Below are 15,630 nucleotides of genomic sequence, written 5' to 3' on the forward strand. Positions count from 1 at the left end.
GCGGGATTGCCGTGTTTGTGGAGTTTGTGCCCTGGCCAAAGGCGTAGCCTTTGCAGAGGCATGCGCACGCTGCGCTTTGCGTTATAATCCCGCCTTTTAGCCGCCACCCGCCCACCAGGCCGCTGGCGCATCTTTATCGAATGAAGAGGCCTATCCCTTGGCATTGACGATTCTTGGCCTGTCCGGCGCCCTCAGCCATGACCCTTCCGCGGCCCTGTACATCGACGGCAAGCTGATTGCCGCCGCCGAAGAAGAGCGTTTCGTGCGCGACAAGCATGCAAAAAACCGCATGCCCTACGAATCGGCGAAGTTCTGCCTGGAACAAGCCGGTATCAAGCCCTCCGACGTCGATGTCATTGCCATCCCGTTCGCGCCCATCAGCCTGTTCGGCAAGGCGCGCTGGCACTACGCCAAACGCTACTGGTACGCACCGGACCGCGCCCTCGACGCGATTCTGATGGGCAACCGCCGCTACAAGCGCTACCGCAAGAAGATCGTCTGGTGCCTGGAACAGCTGGGCTTCGACCCGAAAAAGGTCAAGATCGAGCCCGTGGAACACCACCTGGCTCATGCCTCCAGCGCCTATCACTGCTCCGGCTTCAAGGAAAAGACCGCGATCCTGGGCATCGACGGCAAAGGCGAGTACGCCACCACTTTCTTCGGCTACGGCGAGAACGGCAAGATCCACAAGATCAAGGAGTTCTTCGATCCGGATTCGCTGGGGGGCCTGTACGGTGCCATCACCGAATTCCTCGGGTTCGAAATGCTCGACGGCGAATTCAAGGTCATGGGCATGGCGCCCTATGGCGATGCCAGCAAATATGACTTCTCACGCCTGGCCAGTTTCGAAAACGGCGAGTTGGTGATCAACACCGACTACGCCAACGTCATTGGCTTGCGCCGCTACAAAGAGAAAGGCAAGGGCTTCTACTTCTCGCCCAAGTTGATCGAATGGCTGGGGCCCAAGCGCGAAGGCGACATCGCTGACGAGCCGTACATCCATTACGCAGCCAGCATGCAGGCACTGTTCGAGAAGATCGCCCTGCAGATGATCGACCACTACCTGGGCGACACCCTGCGCGAAACCGGCAAGCTGGCCTTCGCCGGCGGTTGTGCGCTGAACGTGAAGCTCAACCAGAAGATCATCGCCCGTCCCGACGTGAAGGAACTGTTCGTGCAGCCAGCCTCCGGCGATGCCGGCACGGCAGTGGGGGCGGCCGCCTACGTGTCCCACGCCCGCGGCGTGCCGGTCGAGAAGATGGAGCACGTCTACCTCGGCCCGTCCTACTCCAACGAAGATGTGATCGCAGCCTGCGCCCGTCACCCCAACGCGCCGAAATGGCGCAAGCTCGACGACATGCCGCAGCGCATCGCCAAGATCATGGTCGATGGCAACCCGGTGGCCTGGTTCCAGGGCCGCATGGAGTTCGGCCCTCGTGCCCTGGGTGGCCGCTCGATCATCGGTTGCCCGAGCGTGCCGGGCGTGGCCAACCGCATCAACGAGCAGATCAAGTTCCGCGAACGCTGGAGACCCTTCTGCCCGTCGATGCTCGATACGGTCGCCCCGCAGATGATCAAGGTCGACCACCCGGCGCCCTTCATGACCTTCACCTTCGAAGTGGCCGAGGAGTGGAAAAGCCGCGTGCCGGAGGTGGTCCATGAAGACGGCACGTCCCGTGCCCAAGTGCTCAAGCGCGAGTACAACCCGCGCTACTACGACATGATGAAGGCGCTGGAGACGTTGACCGGCAACGGCGTCTCGCTGAACACCTCGCTCAACCGTCGCGGTGAGCCGATGATCTGTTCGCCGACCGATGCCCTGAACATGTTCTTCGGCTCCGATCTGCAGTACTTGATCATGGAAGATATCCTTGTCGTCAAGGACGGCGCTGCCGCCTATGAACAGCCGCTCTGAACCGCGCATCCTGCAGTTCTGTCATGGCTATGACGGGCCTTTCCTCGATTGTGCCCGTCAATACGCCAGCCTGTTCGAGGGCAGCGGCTACAAGGTCACGACCGTGTTTCTGACTGGTGCAGCCGACCCGCAGGTGGCGGCCGGCTGTGGGTCGGATGAAGTGCTGTTTCTGGAGTTCAGTTCCAAGGCGGTCCGTGGCCTGAAGCTCGGCGCGATCCGGGCGTTGCGCAAGATCGCGGCCCAGCGCGACTTCGCGTTCTGCATCGCTCACCGTTTCAAGCCGATCTACGTCGCCTTGCTCGGGACCCGGTTACCGGTGATAGGCGTGCACCACGCCTTTGGCGACTATGAGCGCAAAGGCCGGCGCCTGTTCGCCAACCTGTTCAGCAAGCGCTTGAGCCTGTTGGGTGTATCCGACGCGGTGCGCGACGACATGCGCCGCTGCCTGGCGCAGTGGCCCGCCGACCGCATCCAGACGCTGTACAACCGCATCGACATCGCCACCCTTCAAGCCGCCCTGGTGCCGCGTGCCGAGGCACGCGAAGCCTTGGGGCTGGATGCGCAGGCCTGGGTGGTGGGCAATGTCGGTCGGTTGCACCCAGACAAGGACCAGGCCACCTTGCTGCGCGGCTTTGCCCAGGCGTTGCCGGCATTGCCGGTTGGTGCGCGCCTGGCCATCCTGGGCAAGGGCCGCCTGGAATCCAAGCTAAAGGCCCTGGCCCGCGAGCTGGGCATTGCCGATCAGGTCGACTTCCTGGGGCAGGTGCCCGATGCGCGTCGCTATTTCCAGGCCTTCGACGTGTTCGCCTTGAGTTCCGATCATGAGCCCTTCGGCATGGTCCTGCTCGAAGCTATGGTCGCTGGCGTCCCGGTGTTGGCCACGGCCTGTGGCGGTGCGCGGGAAGTGGTCGAAGGTGTCGGCATGCTGTTCCCCCTGAGCGATGCCAGCCAACTGGCGCAAGGCCTCGAACGCATGGCCGCGCTGGACGACTCGCAACGCCGGGTGTGCGCCGAGCATATGCTCGAACGCCTGCGCGAGCGTTTCTCGGACCAGGCGGTGCGCGACACCTTCTGGCAACTGCCCCAGGTTCGCGCGTTGGTGGGGGCCTGATGTTCAATCCTGTAAAAGCCCTGCGCGAGCGTGGCTGGCAAGTCATCGATGCGCAGACCTATGCCCAGGCCTGGGCGCGTTTCGGCGGCAGTGTCGCCACCCATCCCCTGGTGGTCTCGCAGTTGGCGGACCTGGCGCAGATCCCCGTGCGTTACCTGGCCTGGCACCAGGCCGGCGAGCTCAAGGCGGCCATCCCCACCTGGGGGCGTCACCTGGCGCTGTCCAAGGACGTGCTCAAGCGCAGCGGCAAGAAGGCATTGTTCGACCTGGGCAATGCCGAAATCATCCTGCCTGCGGCAGCCGACGCCGCCGCGCCGCTGCGCCATGGCGCACGCTACCTGTCCGAACTGAACCAGGGCCGCTTTGTCGGCCTCAAGGCGCAGAAAGAACAGCTGGCGATGGCCCGTGCGCCAGAAGACCTGTCGAAGAAATTCCGTTACAACCAGCGCCGTGAACTGCGGTTGCTGGAAGAAGCCGGTGGCGTGGTGCGGCCGATCAGCGACTTCGATGCCGCTACTGTCGCCGCCATGTATTGCGACCTTTTCCAGCGTCGCTGGGGGTTCGCAGCCACTGGCGCCGAGCGCATGGGCGACGTGATCGAGCGCCTGCGGGACCTGCTGATCGGCTCAGTCTTGCTGCTCGATGACAAGCCTATCGCCATCCAGCTGGTGTACCGCGTCGAGGCGCCTGAATGGATCAGCGTCGAATACGTCAATGGCGGCGTCGACCCTGAGACCAAGGCGTTCAGCCCCGGCAGCGTGCTGAGCTTCCTTAATACCCAGGCCGCCTGGGAGGACGCCCGCGCGCGCAACAAGCCATTGCGGTTCTCGTTCGGCCGGGCCGACCGCGAGTACAAGGACCGCTGGTGCCACCCTGTGCCGGTGTACCAGGCGTGAGCCGCAAGCAGCAGTTGCTAAAGCGCCATCGGCGCAACAAGCGCTTCGGGCTGCTGATGGCCCTGGTGGCGTTGATTGCGCTGGGTGCGTTCATCTGGTGGCTGCCGTTGTTGTTCCTGCCGCTGCTGTGGGTAGCCCACGAGGCGTGGCTGGCCGACCACCTGTTTTACACCCCGGCCGGCGACTACACCTATGCCTTCGATGGGGCCGATGAAGTGATGGGCGTAAGCCTGCAGGGCGGCCGTTTGCAATTACCCGCAGCGCCCGTCGCTGAAGGTGCAACATGGGTGCTGCAGGTTGAACTGCGTTGCGCCCTGCTGGGCAGGTTTTTCGACCCCGGGGTGTACATCGAAGGCGCAGGCGGCAAAGACCTGCAGGTGTTCGAGCGCGGTGTTCGCGGCAAGCGCTACCTCAACCTGACTGGGTTCGACACGGTGCTGCGTCAAAGCCAGATCACCTTGCGCGGGCGCTTCTGCCGGCTGGTGGGCCAGCCGCGCCTGTGGATGTTCCAGCAGCCAGACCTGCGTCGCAAGCGGGTGATGGTCATCGCGCCCCATGCCGATGATGCCGAACTCGCCGCCTACGGCCTGTACAGCCAGGCAGACGAAGCCTGGATCGTGACCCTGACCGCTGGCGAAATCGAGGCCGAGCACTACCAGGCCATGGGCCTGTCATCTGCCGAGGCTGCGCGCCTCAAAGGGCGCTTGCGGGCCTGGGACAGTATCGCGGTGCCTCGCTGGGCGGGCGTTGCGCAAGAGCGCTGCGTGCAGTTGGGCTACTTCTGCCTGCAATTGCCCGCCATGCGGCAGGCACCGACCACCCCCTTCGGCTCGCGCGAGGCGGACATGACCGACACGCGCCCCTTCCGTACCCTCAACGCGCTGCCTTTGCCGGGCGACGACGGCGTTCCGACCTGGCAGAACCTGCTGGCCGACGTGCGCGCGTTGGTACTACAGGCGCGCCCGGAAGTGATCGTGATGCCGCACCCGGTGCTCGATCCGCATCCTGACCATGTGGCTGCCCAGCAAGCGCTGCACGAAGCGTTGCAGGGCCTGCAGTGGCAACCCGAAATCCTGCTGGGCTATGCCAATCACCTGCACGACAACGACCGCTGGCCCATGGGCGACAGCGGTGCAGGCGTGGCCTTGCCGCCGGTTACCAGTGAGTTTTCGGTCGGGCACCCTTGCACCCTGGTGCTGGACCGCTCACTGCAACATGACAAGGCCATGGCATTGGGCATGATGCACGACCTGCAGCCCCGCCCGCCCTTCAAGCGCCGAGTACGCCGAGTGATCCAGCGCTGGTTGGCAGGCCGGCGCAGTTCGCCTTACGGCGAGAACGAATTTTTCCGCAAGGCCGTGCGTCGCCACGAGCTGTTCTGGGTTCTGACGGACCGCCACCAAGGTGTACATCGGGAAAACGTATGAAGCGTTTCAAAGTCCTGCAACTGCAACCGGACTACAACATCAAGCAGCACGATTTTGCCGACCTGGCCGAACAGATCTTCAAGGCGCTGCCAGCGGATCGGTTCGAAACGACCATGGCCTTTCTCAAGGGCCGGCCTGCGCCTGGCCAACCGGTCAGTCGTGCCGACCATTCAGTGTACTTCGACTTCAGCGACGGTGCGCTCAAGGGCATGCGCCTCAAGGCACTGTGGCAGCTCTACCGGTTTTGCCGGCGCGAACGCTTCGACGTGGTGATCTGCAACCGCTTCAAGCCTGTGAACATGCTGTTGCAACTCAACCGTTGGTTGAAGATCCCGTTGTGCATCGGCATTTCCCATGGCTTTGGCGAGTATGACCGCACCTATCGCCGTCGTCAGACCCAGCGCCTGATCGACGGTCATTGGCAGTTCGTGGGTGTGTCGCCGGCAGTCAAGCAATACCTGCTGGACTGCAAGTGCGGTTTCACCGATGCCAACACCCATGCCATCACCAATGCCATCGACACGGATCAGGCCCAGGCGTTGCAGTTGGACAAGGCCGAGGCCCGCACACAACTTGGCCTGGCCCAGAACGTTCGCATGGTCGGGGCGCTGGGCCGCCTGGTGCCGGTCAAGGGCCATACCTACCTGATCCAGGCGTTTGCCGCCTTGAAGGACAAGTACCCCACCGCGCAACTGGCGATCATCGGGGCGGGTCGTGAGCAGGCGCGCCTGCAGGCCGAGATCGATCGCCTGGGGCTGACGGGCAGGGCGCACTTGCTGGGCTTTCGTGACAACGCCCTGCGCTATGTCCGTGCGTTCGACATCTGGGCCATGCCATCGCTGGCCGAAGGTCTGGGCCTTGCCCTGCTCGAAGGTATGAGCGGGCGTTTGCCGGTCATCGCCAGCGACGTGCCGGCCATGTTGCCGCTGATCACCGGCGCGGGCGGCGAGGTGGTCAAGCCTGCGGACGTTGCCAGCCTGACCACAGCACTGGACCGCTACCTGGCGCTGGATGACGCGGCGTTGCACGCCAAGGGCGAGCAGGCCTATCACTACCTCAATCAACACCACGACATCGACGTGTTCCGTCAGCAATACCTGGCGCTGATCGAGTCGGGCTTGGCTGCGAAGGAGCCGAAATGAGTGCGGACCCAACCCTGGTCACGGTGATCATCGCATCGTACAACCATGGCCCATACATCGAGCAGAGCATTCTCAGCGTGCTGAACCAGACCTACCCGCACATCGAGCTGCTGGTGGTGGACGACGGCTCTACCGATGACAGCGTCGAGCGTATCGAGCGCCTGCAGGCGCAGCACGGTTTCGATTTTCGCGTGCAGCGCAACAAAGGCCTGACCCACACGCTCAACGAGGCCATTGCGCGGGCCAAGGGCTCGCTGATTGCGCCGTTTGGTTCCGACGACATCATGATGCCGGACCGCATCGCGATCCAGGTCCAGTACATGGCCGACAAGCCCGAAGTGGGTATCTGCGCTGGCAACATCGAGCTCATCGATTCCCAGGGTGAGCTGTTCCCCGAAGCGCGGCAGCGCCGCGAAGTCCCATTCAGGCGCCTAGACTTCGAGGACATGTTCCTTGAGCGCAAACCCTACCCACCTGCGCCCACGCTGCTGATTCGCCGCGAGGCACTGGAGAAGGTGGGCGGCTTCGACCCGGATATCCGCCTGGAAGACCTGTTGATCGAACTGAAGGTGACCCATGCCGGGTACTTCATCGATGGCCTGAGCGTGGTCATGGCGCGCTACCGCAAACATGCCAGCAACTCGTACAAGAACCACCGTTTCATGATCGACAACATCCTGCGCACCTATGCCAAGTTCAAGGATCATCCGGCCTATGAGCAGGTCAAGTTCAAGGCGTTGAACTCGATGTTCCTCAAGGTGGCCAACCGTGATCGCAAGCTGGCCCGCGAACTGCTGGCGCAGATTCCACTGCGCGCCTATACGCGCAAGACCTGGCGCGGGCTGGGGCGATTGTTCTTCTCGCCATTGGAAAAGGGCTGAAGGGCATGGGCTGGCTCTCGCGCTACCGGGAAAAACGGGCCAAGCGGGCGATTCGCAAGCTGCCGGCCATCGAGCGCGGGCAAGCGCGATTTGCCGCGCGTTACCCCCAGTACGCTTTCGGCGTGGGCAGCTATGGCGTGCCCGAGGTGCACGACTGGCAGGAGGGGACGACGCTGCGCATCGGCGCCTATTGCTCGATTGCCGAAGGCGTGCAGATTTTCCTGGGCGGGCATCATCGGGCCGACTGGGTAACCACTTACCCATTCCCGGCCATGCTGCCCGAGGCATCGGCCATCGAGGGCTATGCCTTCAGCCGCGGTGACGTGACCATCGGCAACGACGTATGGCTGTGCTCCAACTGCACGATCCTGTCGGGGGTTAGCATTGGCAGCGGGGCCATCGTGGCCGCTGGGGCCGTGGTGACCCGGGATGTGCCCGCTTACGCGGTGGTCGGCGGCAACCCGGCCAGCATCGTGCGCTGGCGATTTCCGGAAGCGGTGCGAGAGCAACTGCTGGCCAGCGCCTGGTGGGACTGGCCACCTGCCGAGATTGCCCATGTGGTGGGCAAGCTGTGCAGCGATGACATCCAGGCGTTTCTCGCCTATGCCGAGCGGCGCGCCTCAGGCCTGGTGGGTCGAGCCTGACTTCAGGTTCCCAGGCTTGGCCTGCGGGCGCTGGGCCAGGCGCTTGCCCAGGGCGATACCCGGCTTTTCCAGTAGGAGGAACGTGGCGCTACTCACGACCACCAACACGGTGCAGGCGACGGCGATCACGGCCATGAACGCCCCGCGGTCGTCGTAGGTGAACCCGTAAGAGGGGTAGAGGCGATAGGCGAGCCACCACAGCACCAGCCCATGGAGCAGGTACAGGCTATAGCTGATTTCACCCAGCCAGCGGGCACTGCGCAGGGCCAGGGCGCCCAGTAGGTCGTTGCCTGAGACGATGATGCAGAACACGAGGCTCAGCAGCAGCAGCGGGAACACCGCGAAGGTCTTGTGCAGCACCGTCATTACCAGCACCAGCAAGCCGATGGCCATCCAGGTGCCGTACCTGCCCTTGGCCCATTGCACCAGTGCCGGGCTGCGTACCCAGTAAACCGCCGCAATGCCGCCTGCAAAGCTCATCAGGTATTTCTTTTTCAGCGCATGTTCCCAGCCCACAAGCTTTGCCAGCAGGTACAGGGCGACCACGCAGGCAATGGCACTCAAGAGCGTACCGCGGTAGACGAACATCAGGCCCAGCAACGGCAGGGCCAGGTAGAAGTAGATTTCGTAGTTAAGGGTCCAGGTCACGTTCGAGATCAGGTTGCCGGTGCCGGCCAACTGGTTGATGTCGGGGCGGTGGAACAGCAGCCAGCCTGAAAGCTGTTGTGCCAGGGCGGTTGGCGTGTCGAGCAGCTTCCAGCCTTGCAGGTAGAACACCGTCACAAGCACCGCAGCCAGCAGGCCGAAATACAGCGGGTACAGGCGCATGACCCGGGAAATGGCAAAGGCTCGCCAGTCGAAGGCGCGGCCCTGGCGCACCAGCCTGCTCCAGAACAGAAACCCGGTGATCATGAAGAACAGCGCGACGCTCGCTTGCCCGATCTGGGCGAAGAAGCGTTCGGGGGGCATGTTGATCTGGCCGGTGTGCTGGTAGTGCCAGGCAATGGCGGCATGGTGGATGAAGACCCCGAGTGCCAGGTAGCCCCTCAAGCCATCGAGAGTGGCCCAGCGCCCCGCCACCGGCTCAAGATGGCGCGCCACCCAAGGGCTGCGCAGCAGCAGCCCTGCCAGCAACAAGGCAAGGCCGAACACCAGGAAACTCAGCAGCGGCGCCAGATAGCCCATGTCAGCGTTCCGCTCCCGGGGCCAGTTCCAGCTTTTGGCGCAGGGCGTGGCTCATGGTCTGGCTGGCTGCTGCGCTGTAGCCTTCCAGCAGGGCCTGGACGTTTTCCTCGAACAGCCACTGCTTGTCTTCGGTGTAGCGCTGCATGTGGCGCAAATTGCGCTGGCGCAGCTCCGCCGACAGCGGCGAAGGCAGCAAGCGCATGTCGGCAAGGTCGATCAGGCCGAATTCACCGTTGTCCATCAGCAGTACGTTGCCCAGATGCAAGGACCGGAAGTAGACGCCTTGCTGGTGCAGACGCCCCATGAACCGCCCCATACGCTGCACCAGGGCCCGGCGTTCTGCCAGCGATGGGCAGGCCTGCAGCGCCTGGCGTACGGTCTGGCCTGCCAGGGGGATGTAGCGCACGCCTTGGGTGCCATCGGCGTAGTTCAGCAGTTCCACGACGGGGGGCGTGGGAATGCCTTCGAGTGCCAGTTGCTGGCTGTTCCTGGCAAAGCGGCGCGCGTAGGGGTAGAAGGCGCCGGCGGTGTACCAGGCGCGCGGGCGGAACAACTTCAGGAAGCTGCCATCTTGCAGCAGCAGGACCTTGGGGCCCAGCCCGTCCTCTTCGATGACGCGAGCACCCTCATGCAGCTGCCTGGCCTGCGCCTCGCTCAAGCGGGCGCGGTTGGCCGCCACCAGCCTGCCACCCCGGCGGGCGATGTTCAGCCCGGCGACCAGCGCCAGCGGAATCCACAGCAGGAACCAATGCTCCTTGGGCCGCGACAGGATACCGCCGCCCTCGGTCAGACCCGCACCGATGCCAAACACCAGCAGCGCCGAGGCCATCTGCAAGGCAGGGTGGGTGCGGTACTTCCAGCCGCTGTAAAGCGCGTAGACGATCATGCCCAGCCACGGCAGCAAGCCCAGGATGCCCACGTAATACAGCACGCCCATGACGAAACTGTGGGGCTCGCTCAGCAGGTAGCCCACGCCGACATCGATGGACAGGGGCGCGTCGTAGCCATGGCCGATCAGCGGGTGCTGGAGGAACAGGTCCCACGTAATGCGCCAGATATCGAAACGGTATGAGTCGCCGCGCGCCATGATCAACTGCGGGTCCACCACCAGCACCGCGACGATGAACAGCGGGGCGGCCAGGAACAGGGGGATCGAGCGACGGTCCAGGCAGAGCAGGGCGATCCAGTTCACCGCCAGGGTCATGGCCACCAGGGGCGTGCGGGAACCGGTGGCCACCACCGCGGCGAACATGACCGCAAAGGCCGCCATGCACAGCGACACGGTCAACGCCCGCTTGCCGTTGACCGCCATCCACAGCCAGTAGGTCCCGAAGAAACCGTACAGGTGCGAGCTGAGCAGCGGGTTGTCCAGAGCGCCGGCCCCGATCAGCCGGCTGCCCGGGGTGTAGGTGAGCATGAACGTGGTCAGGTCCCGCAGCGTGGCCAGCAGCGCCAGCAGCGCAGCGCCCAGGAACAGCCCCTTGAGCGCCTCGGGTCGGTAACGCAGCATCAGCCCGGTGCCCAGGAACAGCATCAGGGTGTGCAGGGGCCGCTTGATCAGGTTGTCCGCCTGCGCCGGCGAGGGTGACCAGCTCAGGCTGAGGATGGCGTAGCCGGCGAAGGCCACGAACAGCCACAGCAGCGGTTCACGAAACAGGGTTTTCAGTTCACGAGGCCGGACGCACAGCGCCAGCAGGGTCGGAATGCTGAAAAGACCGTAGTACAGCTTGTGGTGCAGGCTGCGTTCGGGCAGGAAGAACAGGGCACCGAGCAGCGCCAGCATGCCGGCCGGCAGCAGCCACAGGCACACGAAATCGAAAAAGCGGTTGCCGGCGTTGTGTAGGCTGCTTGGGAACATGGAGAAAGAGGGCCCAGGTCGAAAGAACGGGCAATGTTAACCCAGCTTTGCGCGCATTGCTGCTGGTAAGCGGCGGGGCCGAGTGGTCCGACGCCGCTGCCAACGTGTGGTAAAGTCAGCACCCCATTTTCAGCATGTTCCGTGATATGACAGACGCCAACGGCTCCCAGAGCCCATCGAGCATGAAGATCTATTTCCGTCTACTTGGTTATGTCCGACCCTACATCGGCGTGTTCCTGCTGAGTATCCTGGGCTTTCTGATCTTTGCATCGACCCAGCCAATGCTGGGCTACATCCTCAAGTATTTCGTCGACGGCCTGTCCAACCCGGATGCCTCGCTGTTTCCCAACGTCCCGCACCTGCGTGACCTGAACCTGCTGCACACGGTGCCGGCGCTGATCATCATCATCGCTGCCTGGCAGGGCCTGGGGTCGTTTCTGGGCAACTACTTCCTGGCCAAGGTCTCGCTGGGCCTGGTCCATGACCTGCGGGTGCAACTGTTCAATAACCTGCTGAGCCTGCCCAACCGCTACTTCGACCAGAACAACTCCGGGCACCTGATCTCGCGCATCACCTTCAACGTGACCATGGTCACCGGGGCGGCTACCGATGCCATCAAGGTGGTCATTCGCGAAGGCATGACGGTGGTGTTCCTGTTCGGCTCGCTGCTGCTGATGAACTGGCGCCTGACGCTGGTGATGCTGGCCATCCTGCCCCTGATCGCCTTCATGGTGGGCCGTGCCAGCAAGAAATTCCGCAAGCAGAGCAAGAAGATCCAGGTTGCCATGGGCGACGTCACCCACGTGGCGTCCGAGACCATTCAGGGCTACCGCGTGGTGCGTAGCTTCGGCGGTGAAGCCTACGAGCGCCAGCGCTTCCTCAAGGCCAGCCAGAGCAACACCGACAAGCAGCTGCGCATGACCCGCACCAGCGCCATCTATACGCCCCTGCTGCAACTGGTGATCTACGTTGCCATGGCCGTTCTGATGTTCCTGGTGCTGTACCTTCGTGGCGACGCCTCGGCAGGTGACATGGTGGCCTATATCACCCTGGCCGGCCTGCTGCCCAAGCCGATTCGCCAGCTTTCGGAAGTCAGTTCGACCATCCAGAAGGGCGTGGCCGGTGCCGAGAGTATCTTCGAGCAGCTCGACGAGCAGCGGGAAGTGGACAAGGGCACCGTCGAGCGCGATGCGGTCAGCGGGCGCCTGGAAGTTCGCAACCTCAGCTTCACCTACCCCGGTACCGATCGCCAGGTGCTGAGCGACATCAACTTCACCGTCGAGCCTGGGCAGATGGTCGCGCTGGTGGGCCGCTCCGGGAGCGGCAAGTCCACCCTGGCCGGCCTGATTCCACGCTTCTACCACCACAGCAGCGGCGAGATACTGCTCGACGGCGTGGAAATCGAAGACTTCAAGTTGCTCAACCTGCGTCGACACATCGCCCAGGTCAACCAGCATGTGACCTTGTTCAGCGACACCATCGCCAACAACATTGCCTACGGTGACCTGGCCGGCGCGCCGCGTGCCGACATCGAAGCGGCGGCCGAGGCGGCGTTTGCCAAGGATTTCGTCGATCAGTTGCCCAAGGGCTTCGATACCCAGATCGGCGAAAACGGCGTGTTGCTCTCCGGTGGCCAGCGCCAACGCCTGGCCATCGCCCGTGCGCTGTTGAAGAACTCGCCGTTGCTGATCCTGGACGAAGCGACTTCGGCTCTGGATACCGAATCCGAGCGGCACATCCAGGCTGCGCTGGACCGCGTGATGCAGGGGCGCACCACGTTGGTGATCGCGCATCGCCTGTCGACCATCGAGAAGGCCGACCAGATCCTGGTCATGGATCAGGGCCGCCTGGTGGAGCGGGGCACCCATGCCGAACTGCTGGCTGCCAACGGCTACTATGCCCGCCTGCACGCCATGGGCCTGGATGAGCCGGCCAAGGCCGACATCACCTGACCCTGCCCGCAAAGGGGGCCCAGCGCCCCTTCTGTTTCGGGGTATTCCTCAGCGCGAACTGGCCCTAAAGCCGCCAGCCACGCTGTGCTAATATCCCGTCCCTGTTCACTATTGTCATATGGGTTGCCCATGAAGTTGTCCATGCCGCGTTTCGATCAAGCCCCGGTACTGGTGGTCGGCGATGTCATGCTCGACCGCTACTGGCATGGCGGTACGTCGCGTATTTCGCCGGAAGCGCCAGTGCCGGTGGTCAAGGTCGATCAGATCGAGGATCGCCCAGGCGGTGCGGCCAACGTGGCCTTGAACATCGCCGCACTCGGCGCGCCGGCTTCCCTGGTGGGCGTCACCGGGCAGGACGAAGCTGCCGACAGCCTTTCCAACAGCCTGCAGGCGGCAGGCGTGCGTTCTGTGTTCCAGCGCATTGCGCACCAGCCGACCATCGTCAAGCTGCGGGTCATGAGCCGGCACCAGCAACTGCTGCGCATCGATTTCGAAGAATCCTTCGCCACCGACCCGGTATCGCTCAGCGCAGAAGTCGACGGTTTGCTCGAAGGCGTCAAGGTTCTGGTGCTGTCGGACTACGGCAAAGGCGCGCTGAAAAACCATCAGGCGTTGATCCAGGCTGCACGGGCCAAGGGCATCCCGGTGCTGGCCGACCCCAAGGGCAAGGATTTCTCCGTCTACCGCGGGGCCAGCCTGATCACCCCCAACCTCAGCGAGTTCGAGAACATCGTCGGCCGTTGTGCCGACGAGGCGGAGCTGGTTGCCAAGGGTTTGCAGCTGCTGCAGGAACTGGACATGGGCGCCTTGCTGGTGACCCGTGGCGAGCACGGCATGACCTTGCTGCGCGAGGGCCATCCGCCCCTGCACCTGCCAGCCCGTGCGCGTGAAGTGTTCGATGTGACCGGCGCAGGCGATACCGTGATCTCCACCCTTGCCGCCGCCATTGCCGCCGGTGAGGAACTGCCCCAGGCAGTGGCCCTGGCCAACCTGGCAGCGGGCATTGTCGTCGGCAAGCTCGGTACTGCGGCGATCAGCGCGCCGGAGCTGCGCCGCGCCATCCAGCGCGAAGAGGGCTCCGAGCGCGGGGTGCTGGGCCTTGAGCAATTGCTGGTGGCAATCGACGATGCCAGGGCGCACAACGAGCGCATCGTGTTCACCAACGGCTGCTTCGACATCTTGCATGCGGGCCATGTGACCTACCTGGAGCAGGCACGCGCGCAAGGCGATCGCCTGATCGTCGCGGTCAACGACGATGCCTCGGTCAGCCGGCTGAAGGGCCCGGGCCGGCCGATCAACAGCGTCGACCGCCGCATGGCCGTGCTGGCAGGCCTGGGCGCGGTAGACTGGGTGATCAGTTTCTCCGAGGGCACCCCGGAAAACCTGCTGAGCCAGGTCAAGCCGGATGTGCTGGTCAAAGGCGGCGACTACGGCATCGACCAAGTGGTTGGCGCCGACATCGTCAACGCCTATGGCGGCACCGTGAAAGTGCTGGGGCTGGTGGAAAACAGCTCTACCACCGCCATCGTCGAGAAAATCCGCAAGCACTGACAGGGCAGGGCTGCGTGGTGGTCCTCGGTCAGCCGGCCCTGCTAGCGGCGCGCTGCAGGCCGGCTTCGGTCAGGGCTTGTGCAGCGAGGTACGCGCCCGCTTGAGCAGCGCTCGGGCCTTGGCACCGAACCGTTGCAGGTGGGAGGCGCGGGCTGGCTTGGGTTCCACCAGGCCTTGCTGACGCACCCAGTCCTTCCAGCGTATGCGTTCCTCGTTGACCACCCAGCCCTCCTGCCGCGCGAAGCTTTCGGCCAGGTACAACCCGCGTGTGCTGGCTGGCACCAGTTCGTCTTTCTTCAAGGTATACAGCTCGGCCAGGGGCTGGCCGTCCTGTAGCGGCATCAGGTACAGGTCCGGGCGCTTGCGGTTCAGCCGCGCCACCAACTGGTCACCCTCCAGGCGTTCGTCCACATGGAACAGGCTGAGTTTCTTGATCTCCCTGGGCACTTGCAGGCGCATGTCGTAGATCAGTTGCAGGGAAGCGGTCGGCAGGTGCACGTAGGCCCGGGGCCGTTCCAGCAGGACCAGGTTACCGCAGTAGACCGGGCGGGCGGCACCGGACTGCGGGGCCAGTTGAAAATGCGGCGTCTCACGGTAGTGCAAGGCTGCTGCATAGGGCACCGGTAGCCAGGTGTCGTTGAAACGGCCGCCCAGCCAACCCTCGGTGGTTTCCAGCAGGCATTCCTCTGCCACTTCCTGCACGGCGGTGTGCAACGGCAGGTTCAGCTCCTGGGCGGGCACGTAGCCTGAGATCAGTTTCAGCACCACGTCGCCACGGTCTTGCCGCCGTTGACGGACCAGCACCCAGTAGTCACGGTTCTGCCAGCTCAGCGTCAGGCGCACCGACACACCCAGGTTGGCAAGCTCAACCGCGAACCGCTGCGGATCTGCCACCGCCACCGGTTTGCGACGTTGCTGGGTCTGGGCGAAATTGAGGGGCATGCCGGTGCCCTGGTAGAGAAGGCTTTCGGCCGTGGCTTCGACATGCAGCGGCAGCGTCTTGAAGTTGCTCGGGTTCTTGCGTATCAGCGTTCGCGCCACGTTGCTCCTCCTTGCGACGGCTCACCT

General features: G+C 63.8%; 12 protein-coding genes. 9 read left to right on the plus strand and 3 right to left on the minus strand.

Annotated elements, in window-relative coordinates; translation table 11 throughout:
- The first annotated feature begins 157 nt into the window (after positions 1 to 157).
- From B2J77_RS02050 to B2J77_RS02080, 7 genes are read left to right on the plus strand one after another with little or no spacing between them, the layout of a single operon-like run.
- Entirely contained in the window at positions 158 to 1,915 is a 1,758-nt protein-coding gene (locus B2J77_RS02050; protein ID WP_058604017.1) for a carbamoyltransferase, read from the plus strand.
- Complete coding sequence (locus tag B2J77_RS02055) at positions 1,899 to 3,026, plus strand: glycosyltransferase (RefSeq protein WP_078477890.1); 1,128 nt, start codon at positions 1,899 to 1,901, stop codon at positions 3,024 to 3,026. The genes B2J77_RS02050 and B2J77_RS02055 overlap by 17 nt, the downstream gene beginning before the upstream one ends.
- Positions 3,026 to 3,922 carry an antimicrobial resistance protein Mig-14 gene (locus B2J77_RS02060; protein WP_058638906.1) on the plus strand — a complete coding sequence of 299 codons (897 nt, stop codon included), beginning with the start codon at positions 3,026 to 3,028 and terminating at the stop codon, positions 3,920 to 3,922. Before B2J77_RS02055 ends, B2J77_RS02060 begins: the two co-directional genes overlap by 1 nt.
- A complete protein-coding gene (locus B2J77_RS02065) occupies positions 3,919 to 5,349 on the plus strand; it encodes a PIG-L deacetylase family protein (protein ID WP_078477891.1) in 1,431 nt (476 codons plus the stop codon). Before B2J77_RS02060 ends, B2J77_RS02065 begins: the two co-directional genes overlap by 4 nt.
- Complete coding sequence (locus B2J77_RS02070) at positions 5,346 to 6,491, plus strand: glycosyltransferase (protein ID WP_058638907.1); 1,146 nt, start codon at positions 5,346 to 5,348, stop codon at positions 6,489 to 6,491. Before B2J77_RS02065 ends, B2J77_RS02070 begins: the two co-directional genes overlap by 4 nt.
- Positions 6,488 to 7,372: a glycosyltransferase gene (locus B2J77_RS02075; RefSeq protein WP_058604013.1), complete on the plus strand. Its 885-nt coding sequence runs from the start codon at positions 6,488 to 6,490 to the stop codon at positions 7,370 to 7,372. Before B2J77_RS02070 ends, B2J77_RS02075 begins: the two co-directional genes overlap by 4 nt.
- A gap of 5 nt (positions 7,373 to 7,377) precedes the next feature.
- A complete protein-coding gene (locus B2J77_RS02080) occupies positions 7,378 to 8,016 on the plus strand; it encodes a CatB-related O-acetyltransferase (RefSeq protein WP_058638908.1) in 639 nt (212 codons plus the stop codon).
- On the opposite strand, the gene B2J77_RS02085 is transcribed toward B2J77_RS02080, so the two are convergent.
- Positions 7,993 to 9,201, minus strand: a complete 1,209-nt coding sequence (locus B2J77_RS02085) for an acyltransferase family protein (RefSeq protein WP_078477892.1) — start codon at positions 9,199 to 9,201, stop codon at positions 7,993 to 7,995. The two genes, B2J77_RS02080 and B2J77_RS02085, sit on opposite strands and share 24 nt — an antisense overlap.
- A gap of 1 nt (position 9,202) precedes the next feature.
- Positions 9,203 to 11,059: a bifunctional O-antigen ligase/aminoglycoside phosphotransferase family protein gene (locus B2J77_RS02090; protein WP_058604010.1), complete on the minus strand. Its 1,857-nt coding sequence runs from the start codon at positions 11,057 to 11,059 to the stop codon at positions 9,203 to 9,205.
- Between the two features lie 146 nt (positions 11,060 to 11,205).
- On the opposite strand from B2J77_RS02090, the gene msbA reads away from it, so the two are divergent.
- The gene (gene msbA, locus B2J77_RS02095) at positions 11,206 to 13,011 is read left to right on the plus strand and encodes a lipid A export permease/ATP-binding protein MsbA (RefSeq protein WP_058604009.1); all 1,806 of its coding nucleotides are present in this window, start codon (positions 11,206 to 11,208) and stop codon (positions 13,009 to 13,011) included.
- A gap of 129 nt (positions 13,012 to 13,140) precedes the next feature.
- The gene (gene hldE / locus B2J77_RS02100; RefSeq protein ID WP_023532960.1) at positions 13,141 to 14,562 is read left to right on the plus strand and encodes a bifunctional D-glycero-beta-D-manno-heptose-7-phosphate kinase/D-glycero-beta-D-manno-heptose 1-phosphate adenylyltransferase HldE; all 1,422 of its coding nucleotides are present in this window, start codon (positions 13,141 to 13,143) and stop codon (positions 14,560 to 14,562) included.
- 69 nt (positions 14,563 to 14,631) lie between these two features.
- Here the strand turns inward: hldE and B2J77_RS02105 are convergent, their stop codons facing one another.
- Positions 14,632 to 15,603 carry a hypothetical protein gene (locus tag B2J77_RS02105; RefSeq protein WP_058604008.1) on the minus strand — a complete coding sequence of 324 codons (972 nt, stop codon included), beginning with the start codon at positions 15,601 to 15,603 and terminating at the stop codon, positions 14,632 to 14,634.
- Between the last annotated feature and the right edge of the window lie 27 nt (positions 15,604 to 15,630).

The organism is Pseudomonas parafulva (assembly GCF_002021815.1).
In the GTDB taxonomy this organism is placed as follows: Bacteria; Pseudomonadota; Gammaproteobacteria; order Pseudomonadales; family Pseudomonadaceae; genus Aquipseudomonas; species Aquipseudomonas parafulva_B.